23 protein-coding genes and 1 pseudogene are annotated in these 23,818 nt (G+C 35.0%); 21 read left to right on the top strand and 3 right to left on the bottom strand.

All coding sequences use genetic code 11. The annotated features are described in order from the left end of the window. Positions 1-107 precede the first annotated feature (107 nt). Together ACQKNZ_RS05440 and ACQKNZ_RS05445 are read left to right on the top strand one after the other, a co-directional pair. Entirely contained in the window at positions 108-1,124 is a 1,017-nt protein-coding gene (locus ACQKNZ_RS05440) for an aminoglycoside phosphotransferase family protein (RefSeq protein ID WP_340862822.1), read from the top strand. A gap of 280 nt (positions 1,125-1,404) precedes the next feature. Then, the gene (locus tag ACQKNZ_RS05445; RefSeq protein ID WP_427658495.1) at positions 1,405-1,860 is read left to right on the top strand and encodes a hypothetical protein; all 456 of its coding nucleotides are present in this window, start codon (positions 1,405-1,407) and stop codon (positions 1,858-1,860) included. Between the two features lie 763 nt (positions 1,861-2,623). On the opposite strand, the gene ACQKNZ_RS05450 is transcribed toward ACQKNZ_RS05445, so the two are convergent. Continuing rightward, complete coding sequence (locus tag ACQKNZ_RS05450; protein WP_427658497.1) at positions 2,624-3,478, bottom strand: effector binding domain-containing protein; 855 nt, start codon at positions 3,476-3,478, stop codon at positions 2,624-2,626. Positions 3,479-4,070: 592 nt separating this feature from the next. On the opposite strand from ACQKNZ_RS05450, the gene ACQKNZ_RS05455 reads away from it, so the two are divergent. From ACQKNZ_RS05455 to ACQKNZ_RS05475, 5 genes are all read left to right on the top strand, one after another. Continuing rightward, complete coding sequence (locus tag ACQKNZ_RS05455) at positions 4,071-4,226, top strand: hypothetical protein (protein ID WP_191696445.1); 156 nt, start codon at positions 4,071-4,073, stop codon at positions 4,224-4,226. 523 nt (positions 4,227-4,749) lie between these two features. Then, positions 4,750-6,225: a spore germination protein gene (locus ACQKNZ_RS05460; protein WP_427658499.1), complete on the top strand. Its 1,476-nt coding sequence runs from the start codon at positions 4,750-4,752 to the stop codon at positions 6,223-6,225. A 4-nt stretch (positions 6,226-6,229) separates the two neighbouring features. After that, positions 6,230-7,369: a GerAB/ArcD/ProY family transporter gene (locus ACQKNZ_RS05465; protein ID WP_427658501.1), complete on the top strand. Its 1,140-nt coding sequence runs from the start codon at positions 6,230-6,232 to the stop codon at positions 7,367-7,369. Further along, positions 7,344-8,435, top strand: coding sequence for a Ger(x)C family spore germination protein (locus ACQKNZ_RS05470; protein ID WP_427658503.1), 1,092 nt, complete (start codon positions 7,344-7,346; stop codon positions 8,433-8,435). The genes ACQKNZ_RS05465 and ACQKNZ_RS05470 overlap by 26 nt, the downstream gene beginning before the upstream one ends. A gap of 858 nt (positions 8,436-9,293) precedes the next feature. After that, a complete protein-coding gene (locus ACQKNZ_RS05475) occupies positions 9,294-9,437 on the top strand; it encodes a hypothetical protein (RefSeq protein ID WP_191696442.1) in 144 nt (47 codons plus the stop codon). A gap of 52 nt (positions 9,438-9,489) precedes the next feature. Here ACQKNZ_RS05475 and ACQKNZ_RS05480 read toward each other — a convergent pair whose 3' ends face one another. Continuing rightward, on the bottom strand, positions 9,490-11,172 hold the full coding sequence (locus tag ACQKNZ_RS05480; protein WP_427658506.1) for a sensor domain-containing protein: 1,683 nt from the start codon (positions 11,170-11,172) through the stop codon (positions 9,490-9,492). A 69-nt stretch (positions 11,173-11,241) separates the two neighbouring features. Between ACQKNZ_RS05480 and ACQKNZ_RS05485 the strand changes: the two genes are divergently transcribed. The 7 genes and pseudogenes from ACQKNZ_RS05485 (at position 11,242) to ACQKNZ_RS05515 (ending at position 16,554) form a co-directional block, all read left to right on the top strand. Continuing rightward, complete coding sequence (locus tag ACQKNZ_RS05485; RefSeq protein WP_427658508.1) at positions 11,242-11,571, top strand: hypothetical protein; 330 nt, start codon at positions 11,242-11,244, stop codon at positions 11,569-11,571. Positions 11,572-12,029: 458 nt separating this feature from the next. Next, positions 12,030-12,236 carry a spore coat protein gene (locus tag ACQKNZ_RS05490; RefSeq protein WP_144538241.1) on the top strand — a complete coding sequence of 69 codons (207 nt, stop codon included), beginning with the start codon at positions 12,030-12,032 and terminating at the stop codon, positions 12,234-12,236. 16 nt (positions 12,237-12,252) lie between these two features. After that, positions 12,253-12,615, top strand: coding sequence for a spore coat protein (locus tag ACQKNZ_RS05495; protein ID WP_427658510.1), 363 nt, complete (start codon positions 12,253-12,255; stop codon positions 12,613-12,615). 24 nt (positions 12,616-12,639) lie between these two features. Further along, positions 12,640-13,776, top strand: coding sequence for a zinc-dependent alcohol dehydrogenase (locus ACQKNZ_RS05500; RefSeq protein ID WP_427658512.1), 1,137 nt, complete (start codon positions 12,640-12,642; stop codon positions 13,774-13,776). Between the two features lie 249 nt (positions 13,777-14,025). After that, on the top strand, positions 14,026-15,123 hold the full coding sequence (locus tag ACQKNZ_RS05505; RefSeq protein ID WP_427658514.1) for an L-dopachrome tautomerase-related protein: 1,098 nt from the start codon (positions 14,026-14,028) through the stop codon (positions 15,121-15,123). Between the two features lie 625 nt (positions 15,124-15,748). Beyond that, positions 15,749-15,934 (top strand): annotated as a pseudogene (locus tag ACQKNZ_RS05510) (DUF1569 domain-containing protein); the annotation flags it as partial. Positions 15,935-16,017: 83 nt separating this feature from the next. After that, a complete protein-coding gene (locus ACQKNZ_RS05515) occupies positions 16,018-16,554 on the top strand; it encodes a GrpB family protein (RefSeq protein ID WP_427658516.1) in 537 nt (178 codons plus the stop codon). 213 nt (positions 16,555-16,767) lie between these two features. Here the strand turns inward: ACQKNZ_RS05515 and ACQKNZ_RS05520 are convergent, their stop codons facing one another. After that, complete coding sequence (locus ACQKNZ_RS05520) at positions 16,768-17,682, bottom strand: LysR family transcriptional regulator (protein ID WP_427658920.1); 915 nt, start codon at positions 17,680-17,682, stop codon at positions 16,768-16,770. A 116-nt stretch (positions 17,683-17,798) separates the two neighbouring features. On the opposite strand from ACQKNZ_RS05520, the gene ACQKNZ_RS05525 reads away from it, so the two are divergent. From ACQKNZ_RS05525 to ACQKNZ_RS05555, 7 genes are all read left to right on the top strand, one after another. Continuing rightward, positions 17,799-18,362 (top strand): flavodoxin family protein, encoded by a 564-nt coding sequence (locus tag ACQKNZ_RS05525; RefSeq protein ID WP_340862830.1) that lies wholly within the window; start codon positions 17,799-17,801, stop codon positions 18,360-18,362. Between the two features lie 315 nt (positions 18,363-18,677). Further along, positions 18,678-19,460 carry a transporter substrate-binding domain-containing protein gene (locus ACQKNZ_RS05530; RefSeq protein ID WP_144538243.1) on the top strand — a complete coding sequence of 261 codons (783 nt, stop codon included), beginning with the start codon at positions 18,678-18,680 and terminating at the stop codon, positions 19,458-19,460. Between the two features lie 33 nt (positions 19,461-19,493). Beyond that, positions 19,494-20,159, top strand: a complete 666-nt coding sequence (locus ACQKNZ_RS05535; RefSeq protein WP_144537847.1) for an amino acid ABC transporter permease — start codon at positions 19,494-19,496, stop codon at positions 20,157-20,159. 27 nt (positions 20,160-20,186) lie between these two features. Continuing rightward, positions 20,187-20,915: an amino acid ABC transporter ATP-binding protein gene (locus ACQKNZ_RS05540; RefSeq protein ID WP_186318120.1), complete on the top strand. Its 729-nt coding sequence runs from the start codon at positions 20,187-20,189 to the stop codon at positions 20,913-20,915. A 459-nt stretch (positions 20,916-21,374) separates the two neighbouring features. Further along, positions 21,375-22,145 (top strand): 2,4-dienoyl-CoA reductase, encoded by a 771-nt coding sequence (gene fadH, locus ACQKNZ_RS05545; protein WP_154311220.1) that lies wholly within the window; start codon positions 21,375-21,377, stop codon positions 22,143-22,145. Positions 22,146-22,361: 216 nt separating this feature from the next. Beyond that, a complete protein-coding gene (gene cbpB, locus ACQKNZ_RS05550; RefSeq protein WP_144537856.1) occupies positions 22,362-22,814 on the top strand; it encodes a cyclic-di-AMP-binding protein CbpB in 453 nt (150 codons plus the stop codon). A 117-nt stretch (positions 22,815-22,931) separates the two neighbouring features. Then, positions 22,932-23,807 carry a LysR family transcriptional regulator gene (locus ACQKNZ_RS05555; protein WP_427658519.1) on the top strand — a complete coding sequence of 292 codons (876 nt, stop codon included), beginning with the start codon at positions 22,932-22,934 and terminating at the stop codon, positions 23,805-23,807. Positions 23,808-23,818: the final 11 nt, after the last annotated feature.

Raw genomic sequence — 23,818 nt, forward strand, 5'->3', positions numbered from 1 at the left:
AAATTAAAATCATTACTCCTAATTGAACGAACGCAGCAATTTAATTGAACAAGTAAAACAGCCTTATTTCTATAGTTAAAAGAAGTAACTCTAAGGGGAAATAAAAATTGTACCAATTATTAAAAAAAGCACTTGAACCTTACTCATTAGGAAACGAATCATTATTCATTGAAAAAGAGTTACACAAAGGAAGTTGGAATAGTGACCTCCATTACAAAATAATTGCTGATGGAAAATCTTTTTCAGCAAGATTCATTAGTAATAATCGTTCCCCAAACAATGCATTTGGTGAAATCTCAAATAATGCTTTAATTGAACAAACAAGCTTTTGTCGATTCCTTGTAAATAATCAAATTCCGTTTATGCAGTTACTACCCGCTTTAGAAGATATACCTTTTACTACTATTGAATGGGAAAATGGAATTTATCGTTTTATACTTTTTGAATGGATTGAAGGCCAACATTTAACTCATTGTGATGAGTACATTGCAGAGGAATTTGGTAAAATGGCAAGAAAAATTCACGATATTTCCAGTTTATATAAAAGTAAAAGTTCTGTTTTCCCGAAGAAATCTCAACTTGTTGGTTATTCCCAATTTGTTGATAATCTTCGAAATAAATTAAAATCAACTTACATTTCATTAAACAATTTAAAAATGTTCGATGAATATCTTGAAACAACCGAATATCATATAGAAAATGCAAGAACGAAGCATTATGACTTTATAATACAATCAGATTTAAATCCACTTAATATTATCTGGGATAAAAGTAAAAAAATAAAAGGAATTGTTGACTTTGAGTCTATAGGCTACAGCGATAGGATTGAGGGGTTAGCTTGGCTAATCAAATGGTATTCCCGAACAAATGGAATAGCTTCAACTGAGATGTCTCCAATTGTTGCAAATGCCTTTATAAATGGTTACAAAATAAATGATTTTCTTTGTAAAAATGATATTGGCCGTCTATCTTCACTAATATGGTTATCTGGCTGCATAAATTGGAACTTCGTAAGAAATACAACTAAAATCTTAGAAACTAATAATGAAGAAATATTAAGAGAACACATTGAGGCTTATAAACAGCGTGGCGAAAAATTGTTGAAATTGATTCCCAAAAATTAGGGTTATTGTTCAACTAACGGTGTGCTTTATAGGAACAGGGCTATCAGTAAACGGCCATTAATGTTATTCAACTAAAGGTGCAGGTTGTTTAATCAGGACTTGCAAATTTGGAAAAATTATGAAAGATCATTTTCATAAACATATATAATGCCAATTTTGAGGATTCTTATTAAACTAACGAATGCTTTAGTTAAAAATGTGTGTTGCTTAGGCAATTCTTTTTTCTTATTGAATTATCATTAGTGGTTAGTTACAAAACGGCATGTGAGGTAGGAATAGTATGCAATATAATTTAGCTTTCAATATACCAACCTACACGGATGATGAATCAACTTTTCCAAAGCCATTAAACGGAAATTACGATTATTGGACAGTATTATTCGAACACTTTTTAACATGTTCAAATACAATTGAAATTCATTGTTGGAACGAAGAGATTGAAACTATTTCAGAGATTAAATCTCTCTGTAAAAATGAACAAGAGATCGTTAAGGGAAAAAATCTCACTATATTTAGGTGTCAAAAACAGGCTCCCCTTTCAGATTATTTATTGAATAACTATTTAAATAAAATAGGAGAGTTCAAGTGGTTCACTGTTAATTTAGACAAGGATATGGTGTCTGCGTTTCATTCGGGGCACTGGGGGACGGAATTCTTTGTACCTAATGCATTAAAAAGTGATGTTGCATTAATCAAAAGTTTAATTCCCGATGAAACAAGTTTTCATCAAAGTTAACAATTCTTTATTCAACTTACGAGGTGCTTTACTTCAAGAAGGAGTAAAGCCTCTCCATTATCTGTCCTCCAATTTACTTTAGGTATTAATCCTAGCTTCAATACTTCTTATTAAACTAACCTTCCCCTTTAGTTCAATAAGAAAGGCGTAATAATACAAGCAGTAATGGAGTCTTTATGGACATCCATTCTACATGCACGATCAATGATTACTTCCATTGTAATCATCCTTTCTACGGCAAATAGTATTGAAGGCTGGTGCAATAACCAGAGTAGGATTAATCTCCCATGAGTGCTTCCCGTAAGGGAGCGACAGTCTGTGATGCACCGTGGTCATTGGAGTCAGACTAACGGATGGGCTCTATGGCACCATAGTTGATCGACCTTCCTTTCCCAGCCGTAGTATCCTATACCCGTTCTACAAACATTTTCATCCTCTGTAGTGTAGCGCCGAATTTGCGCTACATGGATGGCTAACGGGTGCTTCGTTAAATATTCGCTTACCGAAATAATCAATCTTTGTTCAAAATAGGGGCTATAATTTACTATTAGAATCAACATTTGTAGCTGTGTTTTAATCAATCTTTATTCAAAACCAGCAGATACACCGTGCTTATATAAATATTAGTTTACTCAAAGATAAAGCCTCCTTGCATGGTTTGGTCTCTGATAACACTCCGTTAAGTCTCGGAAAGGATATCTAGCCTCCATTCAAAAATCCCACTAGTCGTTTTGGCGTCGACTAATGGGACATCTATTTCAAATTATTTTAATGGAACCCAAATTTCTGAATAGCAATCTGGACTGAATGGATCATCTTCTGTATACATTTCGAACTCTGGAGTACCTGCATGTTGATATCCGTTAGCAGGGAACCATTCAGAAAAAATTTGTTTCCAAACTTTTGTCATTGCATCAGGCATTGGACCATGTACTTCAAAAACACCCCATTTAGAACCTGGAAGTTCGATTACTTCAAATCCTTCTTTAACGTCACCTGCATATTCTGTAGCAACCCAATAGTCAATTTTCTCATTAGGTTTTGCTACACAAATACCAAGAACTCCTTTAATTTGTCCATTATTAATTTGTGCTAGCTTGTTAGTAGTGCCATCACCATTTAATTCATCCCACATTTTAGGAATTCCGATTAAATTGCCCTCATTCTCAAGTAAAAATTCTTTCTTTACACCTATTGCTTGGAAGCCTTCACGTTCTACGATTTGATATTTCATTGGTTCTGCCCCTTTCAATCTCACCTCTATTACGAGGCGGCTATATGATTTGATCTTGCCAATATTTTTCCTAGCGTCACTTGGTGAAACCTCATGCTGACGCCTAAAGGCTTTTGAAAAAGCCTCGGGAGAATCATAGCCGTACTTAAATGCAAGGTCGATAATCTTACAGTCTGTTCTTTTTAACTCATCTGCCGCCAAAGTCAATCTTCTCCGCCGAATATATTCACCTACTGAGATCTCTGTTAATAATCCAAATGTTCGTTGAAAATTGAATGCAGAAGAGTTTACTTGATTTGCAATGTCCTCTATCGAAATTTCTTCTAATAAATTTTCTTCGATATAGTTAATTGCTTTTTGTAACGATTCTAACCAAGCTGACATGCTATTTCCTCCTTAATTAAATAGTAAAATTATTTCACATTAAATACCTGTCTTTAAATGCTCTGTTCTGTCAGGATTCATTTCTATAAATAATTTTATCTTTTAATTCACCAAAATAAAGGGGTATCCTAAAAGTTACATTGAAATAAAATTCTTAAGTAATGTGTAATAAGAATCTACTAGCTTTTCACTGGGGGGTGCAATGTTTGCTGTTTCGTTAGGAACCTCACAGGAACAGCAAAAAAGTAGCGTTTGAAATCCTTCGTTCATGCGGTGCGAGAATTCGATGGGATGTTTAATATAATGAGTGGAATAGAATAAGAATTGGTAAAAATAAAAGACTTAAAATAGAGACGTATTATAAGAACCCTACTTCCTGGGTTCTTCATTTTAAATACCTAAAAGATTGTGAAAAGATGTACTTAAAGTAACGGGTGCTTTAGCAAAATATGGCCATCTTTTAGATGGTCTATTTTTATGTCAAAACATTAAGTTGATCCCAGATATGCAACTAAAGGGGCAGATTACTTTTTAAAAAATACTGTTATCTGAAATTTATATTCACATTAACTTTTGTATAAGGATGGTTAAAATGATACTTTTATTTAAATCACTTGGATTTGGGGTTCTATTTGGATTAGTTATGTTACTTGCAAATTACGATAAGCCAAGTAAACTTTTGATTTTCCTTAAATACTTTTTAATAGGTACAGGCGGATATTTTTTATATGAATGGATTATGGGGTGAATTCCCTCTTTTTCTTTTACCAAAAGAAAGTTTGTGAAATATTGTACTTAAACTAAACCAGCTAATAGAGTGTCAAGAAAAATTGATCATTAGGGAAACGATAAAGATTCCTCTAGTTAGGGTAACAAAGACTAAGATTTATCAAAGATTAGATATTCAAGCAAGATTTGAGAAAAAAATTGATAAATTTCCTCAATGCAAGGGACTCCTTCAAGTTATTAGGAGACAGTCTGAGAAAGAAAAAAAGCTGGATAAAAATATACGTAATGACAATAGAGGAATGGAATGCAAAATATGAGGTGAAATTTAAAGAGAAAACAGGAATGACACGAATATAGTGAGCAAATTTAAATTTTGTCCTTCCATTTATTTTATGGATCGCCGTTGATTTCTTGGGTGGTTAAGGATGTGCCTCTGCATCTTATAAATTTAGTTTCGTATATTTTAAACTTAAAAAGCTAACAATGGGATTAATATGGAATTTTACCGTTCTTCCAAAAACATATAGAGGTGAGGGATGTACATGTTTTGGAAAAAACAATCAAATGAAAATAAGCCTGTTTCTCAATCAAACGCAGAATCAGAATTATCAATAGAAGCTCTAAAAAAAGCCCTCGTTCAAATGGATGATGCGGAATTTTTGGAAATCAACATTTCTGAAAATCAAAATGTTAATCTTATCTACGTAAGAACCCTGATTGACCAAGAAAGATTAAATGAAAGCATTGTAAAACCTTTATCAAACTTTTCCAAACAATCCATTCAGGAATACAATGTTCACTCAAAAATAAACTCCATTTCCACGTTTAAAGAGGCAAAAAAGCAACTGTTTAAAGGATCAGTCTTGTTATTTGACTATTCGTCAAACCTTTGGTTCGCTATCCCTTTAAAAAATCCACTTGGACGTGCAATTGAACCATCTGATACTGAAACCATCCTTTTAGGAGCAAAAGACAGCTTCAGTGAACAGCTAGAACAAAATATTACGCTCATTCGTAGACGTCTTCCAACACATGATCTGAAAACAGAGAAGTTCACCGTTGGTTCTTTAAGTGAGACAAATGTGGTCTTATTGTACATAGAAGGGCTGACCAATCCAGAATTTGTTTCAATTGCCAAAAAGAAGATTTCGGAAATTAGTTATGATCTCTTCTTTGATTCTTCTCAAGTAGCGGCATTCATTGAGGAACATCAAGACAGTATTTTCCCTCAGTTTCAGCAAACTGACCGACCTGATGTTGTTGCTTATTCACTGGGATTAGGAAAAATTACGATTCTGGTAGATAATACACCTTTTGCTCTCGTTGCTCCAATTACTATTTTTCATTTGTTCCAATCACCAGAGGATTATATTAATCGATGGGTAGTTGCCAGTTTTTTACGCATAATCCGATATGTAAGTTTTATTCTGTCTATCACATTAATCCCATTCTACGTGGCATTAACAACTCATCACTATCAAATGATTCCTTTACAAACACTTTTCGTCTTGGTGGAGTCAAGGAGCAAGCTTCCTTTCACTCCTTTTTGGGAAGCATTTATCATGTTGATTTTTATTGAAATTATAAAAGAAGCAAGCTTAAGGATGCCAACAAAGACTGGTCAAACACTTGGGGTTATTGGGGGCATAGTAATTGGTCAAGCAGCAGTTGAGGCTGGTTTGGCAAGTAAGGTGTTGATTGTCATGGTAGGTATTTCAACTATCGGATCCTTTCTTGTTCCTAATTACCTTGTGACAAAGGCGAATTCATTGATTCAATTCATTCTTCTTATTTTTTCTTCGTTTCTTGGGATAGTAGGGATTGTTCTGGCAATGATTATCATTTTAGCCCACCTTAATGGTTTGTCTTCACTCAAGCAGCCATATTTATCTCCTGTTGCTCCTTTCTACGGAAAAGATTGGCTTGACTTATTCATTCGAGGGCCTTTAGTCAAAATGAAGAAGCGTCCAGAACATCTTAAACCGCTGAAAATGAAGAGATATCAAACTAGGAGATGAACTGATGGAAGCCCTTCAATTATTTAATAAGAATGAAACCTATAATGGGTTCTATATCATGTTGATGGTAAATCGCCTCCAAATGCTTTACTTTTTTTTGATTATGCCAAGGTTTTTAATCCATTCATATATGATTTGGGTGATTATAGTGGTCGGCATATTGTCTCAACTAAACATTCTTCTTTTATCCAAATGGTTTTTAACCCGATTTTCTAGTGCCGGTTACAACGGATTTGTCCAATTATTCGGAAAAAAACTTGTTCGTCTCCTCTCATTCTTCGGTTTGTTCTTTATCCTGCTTAAACTTTTCGTGATTATGTTAGGATTCACGGAAATGGTACAAATATTTATGTTTCCAGCTACAGATTCAAATTGGCTTATCTTTTTTATCCTGTTGTCTTGTTTGTATGTAGCATGGAAGGGCATTGAAAAAACTATCCGTTTTGTCGTAATTTCATTTTTGTGCACATTTTGGATGTTCTTTTTCTTTGCTTTTTTCTTCTTTCCTCCAATAGCTCAACTCAGTGATTTGTATCCAATTATTCCAATGGAATTAAGTGGGGATTCCTGGAAAGGAATATTATTGATTTTATCTTCATTTTCCGGGCCTGAATTTCTGGTATTATTGGGACCATGGTTTAAAACAAATAATAAGACATTTCGTTATTTGTCATATGGGAATGCTCTAACCGTTATAGAGTATGTATCCTTATATATGGCTTCCTTATTCTATTTCGGTTCCAATTATTTAAGCAAAAGTCCATTTCCAATTGTCACTATGGCCCGTTATTTTCAAAATCCAGTAATTGAACGCATTGATATGGTCATGCTTTCTTTGGAATTATTTAACATCGTCTTTGCGAGCTCAATTTTTCTTCTGTTGTTTTATGGAGCATCTAAAATAGCTAATGGAAAAGTGGATAAACCACCCAGTCGAGTAGGTTTTTTATTCAGTGTATTCATTATTTTAATTGGAATGATTCTTGTGAATGAATGGATTTGGAAGTCAGATGAAAAGCAGGTTATTTTACTTAATCTTCAAATTTTAGCAGGGAGCTTAAGTTATTTAGTGGTTCCAATTATTATCGTAGCGATGAAGATAAAGGGGGTTAATAAACATGAGACTACGAAAGAAAATGGCTAAAAAATTTTCAATTATATTTTTTGCATTATGGTTAACTGGATGTGCTCCTTTTACTGAAAATAACATTATTGAAGAGCTTGCTCCAGTCACATTTTTATCACTTAGTAAAGGGGATGAAGGGAAAATAAAAATCAGTACGATATTGCCCCCTCTAAGCAAAGAAAAAAAGAGTGTAAAGACGCAAGAAGTAAGCTTAATAAAGGAGGGATTAATGGATTTTAATTTTAACTTCTACCAGGAAATGAAATCCGGGCAAATGCGAATGCTGATAATTAATGAAGACCTCGGAAAAGAGGGGATTATGTCCGTTATTAATGTGTTATTGAATGATCCGGATATTTCTTTGAGAATCTATTTAGTTATCGTAAAAGGAAATTTTGAAGAATACTTGGAAAATCAATTGGACCAACAAGAAAATCTTGATTACTCTTTTTACCGAATGCTGAAGCACTATGAGGAAAAAAATCAGGGAGAATTAAGTGTCATTAATCTACATGAATTTAAAAATTTGTTATATACTCCTTATTCAGATCCTTTCTTACCTGTATTCAAAATAGAAAATGACGCTATCAGCTATGAAGGTACAGCCCTGTTTCAAAATGATAAACTAGCTGAAATAATAACAACTTTTGATGATCGTATCTTCCAGCTGTTAAACAACGATCACTACTTAGCGGTTTTACCGATCCCAGAAATAGAAGTTGTTCTAGGTCATGTTAGGTCTAAAACGAAAGTGGATATCAATAAAAGCTTGTCTAAAATGACCTATACAGTTAATGTAGACTCAAGAATTGAAGAATACCGGGGAGAAAAGCAATTATTTGACCCAAAGGATTTAGAAGATTTGAAAAAAGATATTCAATCCAATCTTGAAAGACAAACACAAGAACTAGTAAAAAAGATGCAAGAATTGAATGTGGATCCACTACAGCTAGGCATTCATACATTAAAACCATTCTCAAAACCAATGGATGAAAAAAAATGGATTAAACTTTTCGAGAAGATGGAAATTAAGATTGATTATCAATTTAATATTCAGCCTTTGACGGATTCAAACGGACACTAAAAAACATTCCAATCAAAATGAATTGCAGTAATATACCAAGAGTTAATTCAACTTTTCCTTGTTTGTTTTTTTACAATATTGATGCTATCTTGAACCCATCTAATCGGTTAATTCTGTACTCAGCATCAGATGCCATACCTAATAATAGCTTTTCTATATGACTTTCAACTAGGTTCATATCTTAAGGACAAACGAGATTCTTCCAAAATTGAGGATTGTTTTCAAAATCCTTTTTTTGTATGCCTATGTATTTTGGCAACTTCATTTGAGTCGAAATGGGTGCTGCGCATATTTGCAGTGGAAGTATCTAGAGCGCTTTTATTTAACACACCAAGTGCTCTATTCATTGAATGACCTTAAAAAGAACAGCAAAACATTCAAGTAAAGAAATGTTCTATTCAAACAAATATTAAAGAAACTGAAACGAAGATTGATACAAATGAGTCCAAAATTGACCAAATTATGGCTCAAATCCAAGCGTTGGATAATGAAATTATGGCAACCGAGAAAAGTATTTTAGCAAGTATGGATGATGATGCTGGAACATTTGAACCTTATTTTTAAATATGTTGATAATCAAAAGAAAATACCTAAATCCACGTTGGATGATTGGGACCTTGATATAAATACAAGAACATATTCAAATTGCCATTTAACGAAATGTAGATATCGAAGTCAAGACAGGAAAAAAATGAAAGTTCATTTTTCTAAGAGGAAGAATAACCTGGATTGATCTAAAAAGAACAATTTGAAACTAAATCGCATTTAATACATTTGGATGAATGTGGAGATTTTTGTATGAAAATAGAGTCGAGTTGTTAAACATGAGATAATAAACAAAAAGAAGAAGTAAAACGATTGATAGAGGCCATGATAAAGAAAATGCCTCGAGAAAAAGCAATGGATAAATTAAGCCAACTACTACATATATCAAATGAAAACTTTGATGAGCTGACAGAATATTGTTGTATGTCAGATGAAATAGAAACCACCAACCGTTAATTTGGTAGGTGGCTGTTTTGAGATATTTTTTTGTTGGCCATAAAAGTTTTTCTTATTGGACTAAAGGAATTAGGTAGGTTTCTTCAATTTCATCCGCAGTTAAAGGTGGGTTGAACAGATACCCTTGGCCACTGGGACATCCAAACTTCCTAAGGAGATTTACATGCTTGTCTGTTTCAATTCCTTCAGCAACTACATTTAGGTTTAAATTTATTCCTATATCAATTATTGATTTAACAAGAGCCAAGTCCTTGGAGTCGTGCATTCCGCCACGAATAAAAGACTGATCAATTTTCAACGTATCTACGGGTAGTTTCGTTAATAGACTTAGAGAAGAGTAACCCGTCCCAAAGTCGTCTATAGAAATGCCAATACCCATTTTTTTTAATTGTGAAAGGATAGGAAGTACTATTTCAAAATCTTCAAAAACGCTTTCTGTCACTTCAACCTCAAAATATTTAGGTTCCACCTTTGTGGACATCATGCACATTTCTATATACTCAGTTAATTTGGTATAGCGAAACTGATGAGGAGAAACGTTCACTGACACTTTAACAAGAGAATATCCTTTTGCCTCCCATCTAGAGATCTGATTTAAAGCCTCTTTGATAACCCATTTCCCGATTTCATCTATTAAGCCTGTTTCTTCAGCAATTGGAATAAAATCCATAGGAGGTACATTACCAAGCACGGGGTTTCTCCAACGAATTAGCGCTTCCAGTCCATTGAGTTCTAAAGTGGCCAAATCTATCTTAGGCTGATAATGAAGAAGAAACTCATTATTTTCAATTGCTTTCCGCAGTTCTGTTTCAACTTTAATTTTTTGGTCTTGCTTTTCCTTTAGGCGTTTATTAAAGATCTTGAAATTATTTTTGCCAGCTTGTTTTGCAGAGTACATAGCCATGTCCGCAAGATTTACCAGTTCAGTTAATTCGGTACTATCAGAAGGAAAGTAGCTTACGCCTATACTAGTAGTAACATATATTTCATTTCCTTCAATGAAATAAGGAACCTTGATTTGTTCAATAATCTGTTCAGCAATCATAAGAGAAACATCTTGGCTTTTATTGGTGATTAATACGATAAATTCATCGCCGCTTAAATGGAACACAGAGATGGATTCATTTTGGATTGATTTTAATGTTTCAGCTATTCCTTCTAGCAACGCATCACCCACTCTATGTCCAAACTTATCATTTATCAGCTTCAACCTGTCGATGTCCATAAATAGAACTGAAACTGTATTGGAATGCTTTATGTCGGCAAGTTTTCTTTCAAGACTTCTTCTGTTAGGAAGATTGGTTAATTCATTATGATTTGCTAGGAAATCGATATGTTGTTCCTTGATTTTAATGTCGGTTAAATCCCTTACAACGCAAACAATTTTGTTTGTTTCTTCGACTTTGGAAAGCGTAAGCTCTTGCGGAAATTTCGTTCCGTCTACTCTGGTTCCAACTGTTTCGCCTCTCCAAAGCCCTCTTTCATTTAAGATGGGAATAACAGAAGAATTTAAAATTCCTTGCAATGCTTCTTCATCGTAGCAAATATGCCAGGTGTTATTCAACAGATGTTCTTTAGTAAATCCATACATGGTGGCATGAGCTTCATTTGCAAATACAAATTTACCATCTTCATCTGTAATGCCAATTCCATCTATTGAAGAATCCAAACCATATGAGTATTCAATCAAAGTCAACTCTGTCTGGCTTAATCCTTTTATATTTCGCTCTTTCATTGTAACCCCCTAATGACCCAACATAATTTACTTCTTAATCTTATTTTTTATCGGTAAAGAGAAGAGAATATGAAGGTGAAATCAGATTCACAACACTTGCAAGGGACTTCTTTAGAAACGAATTTGAATGATCAAACATCTGTAGTAGTTTCCTTAACAGACCGTCCCTGTCGACCTTGTGTGCTTGCACAAAGCCCTTTGCTTATTCCATCGATGAGCTTAATAGTTTCACTCGCCATTAATGCGATTAGTAGTTTTTTCCAGTCGCTAACTACTTTAATTTCGCTTACAGCAATTACATCTTCGGTGAGAACTTCTAACACGTCTTATGGTATGAGTTTTTCACTTAAATTTTGGTTATTCATAATTGATTCGATTATAAAATCCTTAACCGATTGATTGTCAACCATTCCTTTTATATATAATGGCTATTTTTATTTGAGAATTATGACCAATTTTTAAAGGGCGGATTACGATATCAGAACTGTTTCCTGTTTTTTGTTTAATGCCTTCAAGATTCTGGGACAAAGAGCTTTCAATGAGGTTTGGTGATCTATTGTTGGATTGATTTTGATTGTTTATCCTTTGGATCTTTCTATCATTTTTTGGATTCTTTCGTTTTAAAAATGAAAACATAGCTCAAATACCTTTCTTTTTCATCCCATTTTGTTCATGAAAGAACCTTTTTAAACACATTGGAAAAAGATTAGTCACGAATAAAAGTAAATGGAAGGTTTCTCTTGAAGATTATAAATCTATTTTAATCATACACACCGTTTAAGGATCTTAATTTTTCCGAATATAAATCTCATTTTTAGGGCAATCTTCAATGGATGATAAAATTCGGAGGTGGAGGAATGTTTGAAAAAAAATTAGCACTTCATGAAACTTTGGAATTTCATGAAGTAATTAACTTTAAGACAGTATGTTTACTCAAATCTAAAATGATGCAAGGTATCGTTTTTGACCAAGATCTAAAAGCACTACTGGAGAAGGACGTAAAACAATCTATACCTGCTTTAACTGCAATGATTAAATTATATTCAAATTCTGAATTAAAATAATCGGAGGTCGGTTCGTATGAATGACTATTTAGACCCTATAAATTCTGTTGGCATGCCGGAACTTACTGATTCAGGGATAGCCCTTGAATTTCTGTTATCAACAAAAACTGGGATTAGAAACCTTTCAATTGCATTGACAGAAACGGCAACACCTACAATTAGAAAGTTATTACAGGAGCAACTTGATGTAACCATTGCCTTATATTCCGAAATTGTAGATCTCATGATAAAAAAACAATGGTTAAACCCATATGATTTGGAACTTCAAAAACTCTTGGATATTAAATCCGCTCAAAATGCAGTAGATATAGCTAATTTAAATCTCTTTCCGGGCATTACAAATCGGAAAGGAATGTTTCCAAGCCCACCGAAGAAATAATGAATAAAGAAGGAGATTTCAATAATGAAAGCTGTTACTTTTCAAGGCGTTAAAAATGTTCAGGTAAAAAACGTGAAAGACCCAAGCATCAAAAAAACGGATGATATTATAGTTAAACTTACTACTACTGCCATTTGCGGATCAGACTTACACTTAATTCATGGGATGATACCGAACCTAGGAGAGGATTATGTTATTGGACATGAACCTATGGGAATTGTAGAAGAAGTCGGTAAGGATGTAACGAAAGTTAAAAAAGGGGATCGTGTTATAATCCCATTTAATATAGCATGTGGTCAGTGTTGGTACTGTAATAATGAATTAGAAAGTCAATGCGACAATGCGAATGAAAATGGAGAAATGGGCGCATATTTTGGTTACTCAGATACGACGGGCGGGTTCCCAGGTGGTCAAGCGGAATTTATGCGAGTTCCATATGCTAATTTTACACCTTTTAAGATTCCAGAAAACAGTGAAGTAGCGGATGAAAGTTTAGTGTTACTTGCAGATGCTGCATCAACAGCATTTTGGAGTGTAGACAATGCGGGAGTGAAAGCAGGGGATACGGTCGTAATTTTAGGATGCGGTCCAGTTGGTCTGTTAGCACAAAAATTCGCGTGGCTAAAAGGTGCTAAAAGAGTTATTGCAGTTGATTACGTTGGTTATCGTTTAAAACATGCAAAACGTACGAATAACGTAGAGATAGTTAACTTTGAAGATCATGAAAATTGTGGTGAATATTTAAAGGAAATAACAAAGGGTGGAGCAGATGTAGTCATTGACTGCGTAGGAATGAGTGGAAAAATGACTCCACTGGAATTTCTTGCATCTGGTCTAAAATTACAAGGAGGAGCCATGGGAGCTCTAGTAATTGCAAGTCAAGCTGTTCGCAAAGGTGGAACAATTCAAATTACAGGAGTTTATGGGGCACGTTATAATGCATTCCCATTGGGTGACATCTTTCAACGAAATGTGAATATTAGGACTGGCCAAGCTCCAGTTATTCACTACATGCCGCATATATATAATTTAATTGCGGAAGGTAAGGTTGATCCAAGTGATATTGTCACTCATGTACTTCCTTTAGATCAAGCTAAGCATGGTTATGAAATATTTGACACCAAAATGGAAGACTGTATAAAAGTTGTACTAAAACCGTAAATATACCGGGTTAGTTTTCGAGCATCTCTTATGAGATGCTTTTTTAGATTTTGGAAAGACTAATAATTTTATTCCTTTATAGAAAAATGCTCGTGATGAAATATTATTTAATCAGAATTTGTTAATTTGTTGTATAAACATGGATTGTCCCCATCCAATCACGATAGAAATAATTATCAATTACTAGGCATTAAAAGAAAACTTCAGCATATATAGGTATATTCGTTCAAATTTGATGAGGAGGATAACATGCAACCTATTTTACCTATGGAAAAATATTTTGGGCAGTTTGAACTGGTGCATGCTTTTTATGGGGCTATGCCTACAGGTGTCAGCGTTTCCGAAACTGGTCGTATTTTTGTTTGCTTTCCGAAATGGGGAGACAACGTTCAATTTACTGTGGGGGAAATTGTTGAGGGTGAATTGCAGCCTTATCCCAGTTTAGAAGCTAATTTGGTTAATACTAGAAATATTACGATGTCTTTCGTCAGTGTCCAAAGTATCGTTGCTGATGGAAGAGGAACACTTTGGGTATTAGACACAGGGGCACCAAATTTTTCTGAACCTATTCAAGGGGGAGCAAAATTAATTGCTGTTGATTTAAGCACGAATACAATAAGGAGAGTATATACCTTTACAGAAGATGTTGTCTTGCTAACAACTTATTTGAATGATGTCCGTTTGGATTTTCGGGTTGGAAGAGCAGGCTATGCATATATAACAGATTCTTCTTCCAGAGGGCCAGGGGGCATTATTGTCGTAGATTTAGAAAGTGGGAACGCGTTTAGACGGTTAAATGGGGCAATATCAACTTCACCTGATCCCTATTTTTTACCGAAAGTAGAAGGTGAAATTTTGATGAATCGAAACCCGGACGGCTCGACTTTCCCATTTAAATTGGCTTCCGATAGTTTAGCAATTTCTTCTGATGGAAAGGTTTTATTTTATGCTCCGCTAACCAGCCGACAGCTGTTCTCAATCTCAACAGAAGCCCTAAGAGACAGAAGGATACAGGACATTAATTTATCCCAATATGTGCAGTATTGGGGGGAAAAAGGCGCGTCTGATGGAATGATCACCGGCGCAAAAGGAACCATTTATGCGGGAGACTACGAAAACAACAGTATCCGGAAGATATTGCCGAATGGCGTAATGGAAACCATCGCACATGACCCGAGAATTTTATGGCCGGATACTTTTTCGATTGGCCCCGATCAATACTTATATGTCATAGTGAATCAATTACATCGGCAGGCGAGATTTCATTATGGAAGAGACCTGCGGGAAAAACCATACAGTTTATTTCGTATGAGAATTGATGAATTCCCTGCTCCTACCTTTTCATAATAATCTTAAACGAAGGTAGCTATCCCTCATGGGGGAGCTGCCTTTTTTGTCAGTTAAAATAAGAAACAGGCATCTGTGCAAGAAACGATTCGGATTATAAACTACAATAAAAAATCTACCTTATTCTAAAAACGAACCCTCAGATGAAAAAGAAGCAAATGGTGAAGTGGGTACGATTATAATCAACTGCTGAATAGTTTTGGTGATGGAAATCTGATGCGGTTTGAATATTTTAAACGTAATTAATCATTTTTTTATAAAATGTTAGTAAGTAAAGGAGCCGCTGTTTTTCCAGCTATTTCTTAGAATTTGTAATCGAGGAGTTAGAGTGTTTTATGGGGAAGAAGATATAACCAAATTAATAATTAAGAAGACCCCTGTCTAATAGTTAGAAAAAGTGAGATTGGACATTAATAAGTCTATTATTTCCGGTAGATTATTAGTATAGACTCCACTAATCATTCTCATTCTCTGTGGTTTAGCACTGATTTTGCGCTTCATGGATGGCTAACGGGTGCTTTACTTCAAGATGGGGTAATGCTATTTTCTTGTTGAAATAAATGGGCATTTAGTTCAGTAATCAATTAGCGATATGTGGTAACAAATATGCAAAGGGGTTACAAAAATGAAGGATATTTTTAATCAATCGGACTCAGAGGAAATTTTAAACCGAATAGACAATTTAAGCCGAAATTCAAAACCACAATGGGGTAAAATGGATGTTGCCAAAATGCTGGCACATTGTTCATCCTTCCAAGACATTGCAATGGGAAATGCTTTTCCTCCGAGAGGCTGGTTAGGGATATTAATAAGAAGGAACTGAATACTGTTTTATAGAAGTTACAATTATAAGGGGGAGAAAAATAATGATTAAATTAGTTTTAATGAATTCGGATGAGTAATCTGTCTGGTATAGTAATAGTTACATACAACGAGAAATGGGAAAAATCATTCATATTATTAGAAGGTTTCCTTAAAAAAACTTTAGGTGATTTAATAATATGCGTGGAACACGTTGGAAGCACATCAGTTAAAGGGCTGAGTGCCAAACCAATTCTAGATATAGATGTAGTAATAGAAGATTATTGTGTTTTCCCTGCTGTTATAGAAGGTCTTAAAAAGATAGGTTACTATCATCAAGAAAATTGGAGTTTTGAGGGTAGAGAAGCCTTTGGAAGAAAGGATCCATTAGTTCCGTGGGATGAAAAAAATACAAATTGGATTGAACACCATTTATATGTGTGCATTAAAGATAGTAAAGAACTAGCCAGACATTTAGCATTTAGAAATTATCTTCGTAACAATACAGAGGCAGTTGCTGAGTATGAACAGTTAAAGAAATATTTGGCAAAGAATGCGATAGACAGAGCAACTTACACTGAGGGTAAAACTAAATTTGTTAGTGAGATATTAGAGAGAGTTATGAAATAATGTATTTAGTGTGCCTATAATAATTAATATTTTTTAGTATCTTGTTCAACTAATGGGTGCTTCACTCCAAGAAGGAGTAAAGCTTTTTTTCTATTGAACTTATGCAGCAGTTTAGTTTAATTTAATAAGAGTTTTAAAGGGGGAGGGGAGAACTTGAATAAGAAAAAATTGATGTACAGTATCTTTACTTACAAGAAACCTGAAGGCAGTATTTCAGGTTTCTTTCATTTTACATTGAATGTTCTTGTAATGCCCGCGAACGATTTGAATAAAATCCTCTAAATAAGAGGGGATATGCTTGTCTTTATGCCAAGCTATCTCTGTATAAATTTGATTCAATGCTAAAGAAATAGGTAATTGTAGTAACGAACCACTGTTAAGTTCCTTTTCCACAACCATTCTGGGTAAAAGTGCAATGCCCAATCCTGCAATCGCACATTGTTTAATAGCTTCAATACTGACAAATTCTATCACGTTGTCAGGGTATATTCCTTCTAGTTGGAACTTACTTTCAAATTGTGTTCTATAAGAACAGCCTTTTTCGGTTAATAAAATCGTTTCTTTTGCTACTTCCTCTAAAGTCAGTTTTTCTTTTTTATGCAAATGATGTGTAGGGGGTGCGACTAGCATTATATCTTCTTCTAGCAAAGTTTCAGTATGGATGGTTGACACAATCTTTCGTGTATCGGTGATGAATGCCAAGTCTAGAGTATCAGTTTGTAATAAGTTCTTTGCAATTTCGTTCGTATGGACAGGTTTAAATATTAGTTTGACTTGAGGATGCAACTGTATAAATTCCTGTAGTATAACCGGTAATCTGTATGTACATTGACTTTCTTGTGCACCAATTGTCAAGATTGGTTTAAGTTCATTTTCACCTGTTATTGCATCGCGCATTTCTTTATCGAGTTTGATCATCTTTTCGGCAAAATGCTTTAATTGCATACCAGCCTCTGTAAGGAAAATCCGTTTCCCTAATCGTTCAAATAGAGGTGTTCCTAGCTCTTCCTCTATTGATTTGATTTGTGCTGTAATACTTGACTGTGCATAATCCAACATTTTAGCTGTTTGAGTAAAATTTAAAGTCTTTGCAGCAGTTAAGAATGTATATAAATGCTTTGTTTCCAATGCTTCCACCTCTATATCGAAATATCCGATTGATTTAATCATTATATTCAGCTTTATTGATTCTTGAGGCAATTATATACTTTTTACACAGCGATGCATAGGAAGGAGTACGGAATATGAAGATTACAATACTTGTTGGTAGTTCGAGAAAAGGTGGAAATAGCGAACTCTTGGCGGATTTTGTAGTACAAGATATTGAACATGAAAAAGTGTATATAAAAGACTTATACATTCGACCGATTGAGGATTTACGTCATACAAGAAATGGCTTTCAGGCAGTTAATGATGATTATGATAGATTGGTTGAAGCAATAATGAAAAGCGACGTGTTAATCTTTGCAACACCGATTTACTGGTATAGTATGTCAAGTTTAATGAAGAATATGATAGACCGATTTAGTCAAGCAATTCGAGATGAAAGATATCCAAATTTGAGAGAGCATTTAAAAACAATACGAGCAATCGTTGTAGTTGTTGGTGGCGATGACCCAAGGATAAAGGGGCTGCCTCTTATTCAGCAGTTTCAATATACATTTGACTTTTTAAATATGCCTTTTTCATCTTATATTATTGGAGAAGCTAATCAACCGGAGGAAATACTTAAAGACAGTCGCGCTTTATTGCAAGCTGCTTGGTTAAATGAAAAACTCAAATCAGAACTATACGCAGAGGAAGAATAGATGGTTATGAAAGCAACTACAGGTAGAGAATCGGAGCTCCTTAGAGAAAACATCATAAGTAAATGAGGTATAATTAGATCATTTCTAGCCGTAGCAGTAAAAAGGCAGTAGGTACCCATCTACGAGACTAGCCCTTTCATAAATGAAACGTGTAAGGTATGTGATATACAAAGAGTGTCAGTCACCATTAAAGGTGCCTGACACTCTTTTGTTTATGCGGGGAGTAAATGGGGTATTAAACATTCATTAGTTAGCTACTCAGTTAGCTAAGGGTATTGTAGAAATAAAAAAGAGTGAAAGGGATTGATAGTTAGCATGTGGTTGAACAAAAAGTTAATATTGGTTTTCAGTTTGATCGTGATTTGCTTTTTATCTGCTTGTGCCGAGAAGGATAAGCTTGCCGACGGATCTGAACTTATACATAAAGATCAATTTGTTTTTGCTGCTTCTGGTGAGTTTAAGCCATTTAGTTATATGAATGATGATCTCACCATGTCAGGCTTTGATATTGAGGTTGGCGAAGCCATTGCTAAGGAAATGGGTCTTAAGCCGGTTCAAAAGCGAATTAAATTCAAAGGGATTGTAGAAGGGGTAAAAACAGGCCGTGCGGATGCAGCTGTTGCTAGCCACACGATTAATTCGCAGCGGAGCGAACATGTTTCCTTCACTACGCCTTACTATTATTCTGGACCGCAAATTTTCACCAGACCGGACAGTCAAATTAAGACTGTCGACGATTTAGCGGGAAAAGAAGTTGCTGTAGCAAAAGGTTCGACTTATGCCGATACAGCCTCTAAGTATACAGACAAAATAAAAACATATGACAGTGATATTACAGCTTTACAAGCATTAAGCAGCGGACGTCATGATGCGGTAATCACAGATTTTGTTACTGGGAAAAATGCTGCAAAGGGAGGATTTAAGATTAAAGAGCAGCAGTTAATCGATCGTAGTGAACAAGCGATTGTGCTGCCCCAGGATAATCCAAAACTATTGAAGCGAGTAAACGAAGCGCTGGAGAAACTCCGGGAAAATGGGACCCTAACTCGAATTAGCATCAAATATTTTGGTGAGGATATTACCATTAAACCGGAATAAATCAATACCAGGGAAAGAAAGGAAGAAGATACATTGCCAAGTTTTTCACATTTTTTTCACACACTTATAGAAACAAAAGATGTATTCATACAAGCCATGATTTTAACATTAGAGCTGACTGCTGTTTCTATCTTATTCGGAATAATTATTGGTCTTTTCTTTGCCTTATTAAAAATCTCTAAAATAAAAATATTAGAATTCATTTCAGATGCATATGTCTATTTGGTCCGCGGAACACCGCTAATTGTTCAAATATTTATCCTCTACTTCGGAATAAGCGAGATTTTCCTCCTTCCTGATTTCTGGGCTGCTTCATTTGCCCTCGCGTTACATAATGGAGCTTATATTTCCGAAATCCTTCGAGGAGCGATTCAGGCAATCGATAAAGGACAGATGGAGGCAGGACGCTCTTTGGGGATGACAAAAGTACTGACATTACGGAGGGTTATTCTTCCGCAGGCATTCCGCCGGGCGCTACCGCCTTTAGGCAACCAATTTATCATCGGGTTAAAAGATTCTTCGTTAGCCGCATTTATCTCCATGAATGAACTGTTCAATGTGGCGACAACACTAGGATCCAATAATTTTGACGAAATGACCTATTTACTCATTGTAGCAGTCTACTATTTATTGCTAGTGGCGCTGTTGACATTCGTAGTGAACCGATTTGAACTGAAATTAGCAGTAAGTGACAGATAGGAGACGAGGACATTGGACACAAAGGAAATGATTAAAATTAATCAATTGAATAAATCATATGGAGACTTACATGTATTAAAAAATATCGATATGACAGTTTACGAGGGCGATGTAGTTTGTTTAATAGGAGCGAGTGGCTCGGGGAAAAGTACTCTTCTTCGCTGTTTGAACTTTTTAGAAAGGAAGGATAACGGCAATATTATAATTAAAGGAAATGAAGTCGACCCAGGCACCGATAACCTCAATAAAATTAGGGAAAAGGTAGGAATGGTATTTCAGCATTTTAACTTGTTCCCACACAAAACTGTTTTGGAAAATATTATCGAAGCACCTATTATGGTAAAAGGAGTTGACAAAGAGGAGGCTATCTCGAAAGCAAAACAATTACTGAATAAAGTAGGCTTGGAGGATAAGTTAGATGTCTATCCCAGTAAACTATCAGGCGGGCAAAAGCAACGGGTGGCGATTGCTAGAGCACTTGCGATGGAACCAGAAATTATGCTTTTTGATGAGCCAACATCGGCACTCGATCCCGAGCTTGTGGGAGAAGTTTTAACAACCATGAAAAAATTGGCTGAAGAAGGAATGACGATGGTTGTTGTTACCCATGAAATGGAATTTGCTAGAGAAGTAGCGGATTGGATTGTGTATATGCACGATGGAAAAATTGTCGAGCGCGGCAACCCTGAGCAATTTTTCAGCCATCCAAAGGAAGAGCGAACTCAGGAGTTTTTAAAGACGACATTTCTGAAATAAAATATGAAATTTTGTTTATATATTTAGGCATGACCGCGTATTTTAATTGTACTTGGACTTTTAAACCTATTGAATTTTGAGCTACCAATTATAATGTCATTGGACAATTTGTCCATTTACAACTTAGTTAGTAACCGTAGTTGTAAAGTTATGCATTAATATTCACATTTTAGTTGGATTATAAATTAAAATCACCTCTCTGATTTTCTGAGAGGTGATTTTTTAATGGATATTAATCTTTAATATTGTAAAGGCTTTGTTTAGTGTTTCTAGATAAAGGGGGAAGTATTTTGAGATGCTTGTTATTTTTTATTGCCTTATAGGAAAATCATTAAGAATAGAAAAGGTGAACTAACCGCTCTTACACTTATTCAATGTAATAAAAGGAGAGTGCTTTTACATACTTGTTATGCTAAAATATTGAGTGAATGTTCATTCAATTTATAAAGGGGTGTTTGTATGTTGTTGAAAGGGAAAACGATTATTGTTACTGGTGGATCTAACGGTATGGGTAAATACATGGCAATGAGTTTCGTTGCTGAGGGAGCGAACGTAGTTATTACGGGTCGGGACAAGGAAAGGCTTGAAAATGCAAAGCTAGAAATAGCGCAGCATGGGGACCATATTGAAGTTTTTCAAATGGATGTAAGAGATCCCGATCATGTTGCTGCAATGGTAGAATTTACTGACAAGACATTTGGCAGTATAGATGGATTAGTTAACAATGCTGCTGGTAACTTTATTGTAGAGACAGCCAAGCTTTCTCCAAATGGCTGGAAGGCAGTGATTGATATTGTACTTAATGGTACTTTTTATTGTTCTAGTGCTGTAGGCAACTATTGGATCAATAAAGGAACGAAGGGCTCTATTATAAATATGCTAGCCACATATGCATGGGGAGCAGGAGCCGGTGTGGCCCACTCTGCAGCAGCAAAAGCAGGTGTTATGTCTTTAACTAGAACTCTTGCAGTAGAATGGGGAAGTAAATACGGCATACGAGTAAATGGAATCGCTCCAGGTCCTATCGAGCGAACTGGGGGAGCAGGAAAGCTGTGGGAATCAGAAGAAGCAGCGAAAAGAACAATTCAAGCAGTGCCTTTAAAACGTTTAGGTAAGCCTGAGGAAATAGGAGATCTGGCAACATTTATTATGTCCGATAAAGCATCCTACATGAATGGAGAAATAGTAACACTTGATGGTGGTCAATGGTTAAATCAATTCCCATTTTAACTAATCATTTATTTTAGATATAAGTTAGATAAAAATATAAGTGGGATATGCTGGGGAGTATTAGTGGAGTACCTTGGTGTTAAATTGACCAACTAAGTCTAAAAAAATATAAATAAATTGTAAGCGATTTCATAGTTTTTTATTCCTTTCATATGCTATCATAGTTTTATAGGTTGTGTTTTCAATTAATGAAAACAGACAAAGGAGTAGGATTCAATGATATTTGTAAGTAGTAAGGATTTTTTACAAATTCCTATTAAGGATTTCATTATTTCAGCCGAGAAGGTTGCTCATGTGCAATTAGGCAACAATGCAGAACATGCACTTTTGGTATTAACGAAAACTGGATATTCATCCATTCCTGTGCTTGACGTTAAATATCGCCTTCAAGGATTGATTAGCACTCAACAGATTACAGATGAAATACTTGGTTTAGAGCATATTGAATATGAGCGTTTGCCAGATCTAAAAGTTGATCAAATTATGAAAAAAGACATTGCCTCTATTCATATTGAAGAAAAATTCCAAAAAGGTTTAGATCTGTTAGTTAATAATCCATATGTATGTGTCGTGGATGATGAAGGAACATTTATGGGAATTTTAACTAGAAGAGTTATTCTAAAGCAAATGAAGAAGTATTTATACCAATCCCAGGAATCTCAAGTATAATTATATATAGACAGAAAAAAAAAGGCCTTTTACAGAGGGCCTTTTTTTTATAGTGAATCCACCTAATAGTTAACTCCTGTTATTAAAAGAATACATTCTAAAGAAAGAGGCTAAAAAATGAATTCGGACTATCTTATTATCAAAACACTAGCGGAAGAACAAAATATGCGTAAAGCTGCAGAGAGACTATTCCTTTCTCAGCCAGCGTTATCTCTTCGCCTACAAACAATTGAGAAGGAATGGCAGACAAAATTGTTTTTACGTTCGCAAAAAGGTCTCACTGCTACTCCAGAAGGAGAGCTAGTAATTGAGTTTGCCAATAATATGCTACAGCAAAGAGAAGAAGTATTCGAAGCTATTCAATCATTGAGCTCTAAGGTTCATGGAACATTAAAAATTGCTTGTGCCTCTATTGTAGGTCAAAACTGGCTACCCAAAGTGCTAAAGGACTTTGTACAAACTTATCCGGAGGCTAAAATTTCCTTGTTAACCGGTTGGAGCTCCGAAATTGTGAAAGCAATATATGATGGGGAAGCTCAAATAGGAATTGTGCGTGGGCAAACAGATTGGAAAGGGAACAAAATACACTTATTTAGAGACACGCTATACTTGGTTGACAAAGACATGACAGCTATTGACGATGTTTTGACTACAGAAAAGCCATTAATCCAATTTAAGAGTGACTCGAACTATTACCAAGAAATTCAACAATGGTGGCAAAAGCACTTTTCTGTAAATCCTAAGCGTCAAATTATTGTCGACCAAATTGAAACATGTAAACAAATGGCGCTAAATGGGATTGGCTATGCTATTTTACCTTCAATTACGCTGACAGGCCATGAAAATGTGAACAAGATACCTTTAACTAATAACGAAAAAGAGTTTGAACTCACTCGAGATACATGGTTAATAGGTTACGACGCCTCTTTTGATCTTCCACAAGTTGACGCTTTTGTAAAAATTGTTAATGAACATGCGAAGAAATTCCAATAAAGGAACTTTCT

The sequence above is a fragment of the Psychrobacillus sp. NPDC093200 genome (assembly GCF_050280345.1).
Lineage (GTDB): Bacteria > Bacillota > Bacilli > Bacillales_A > Planococcaceae > Psychrobacillus > Psychrobacillus faecigallinarum.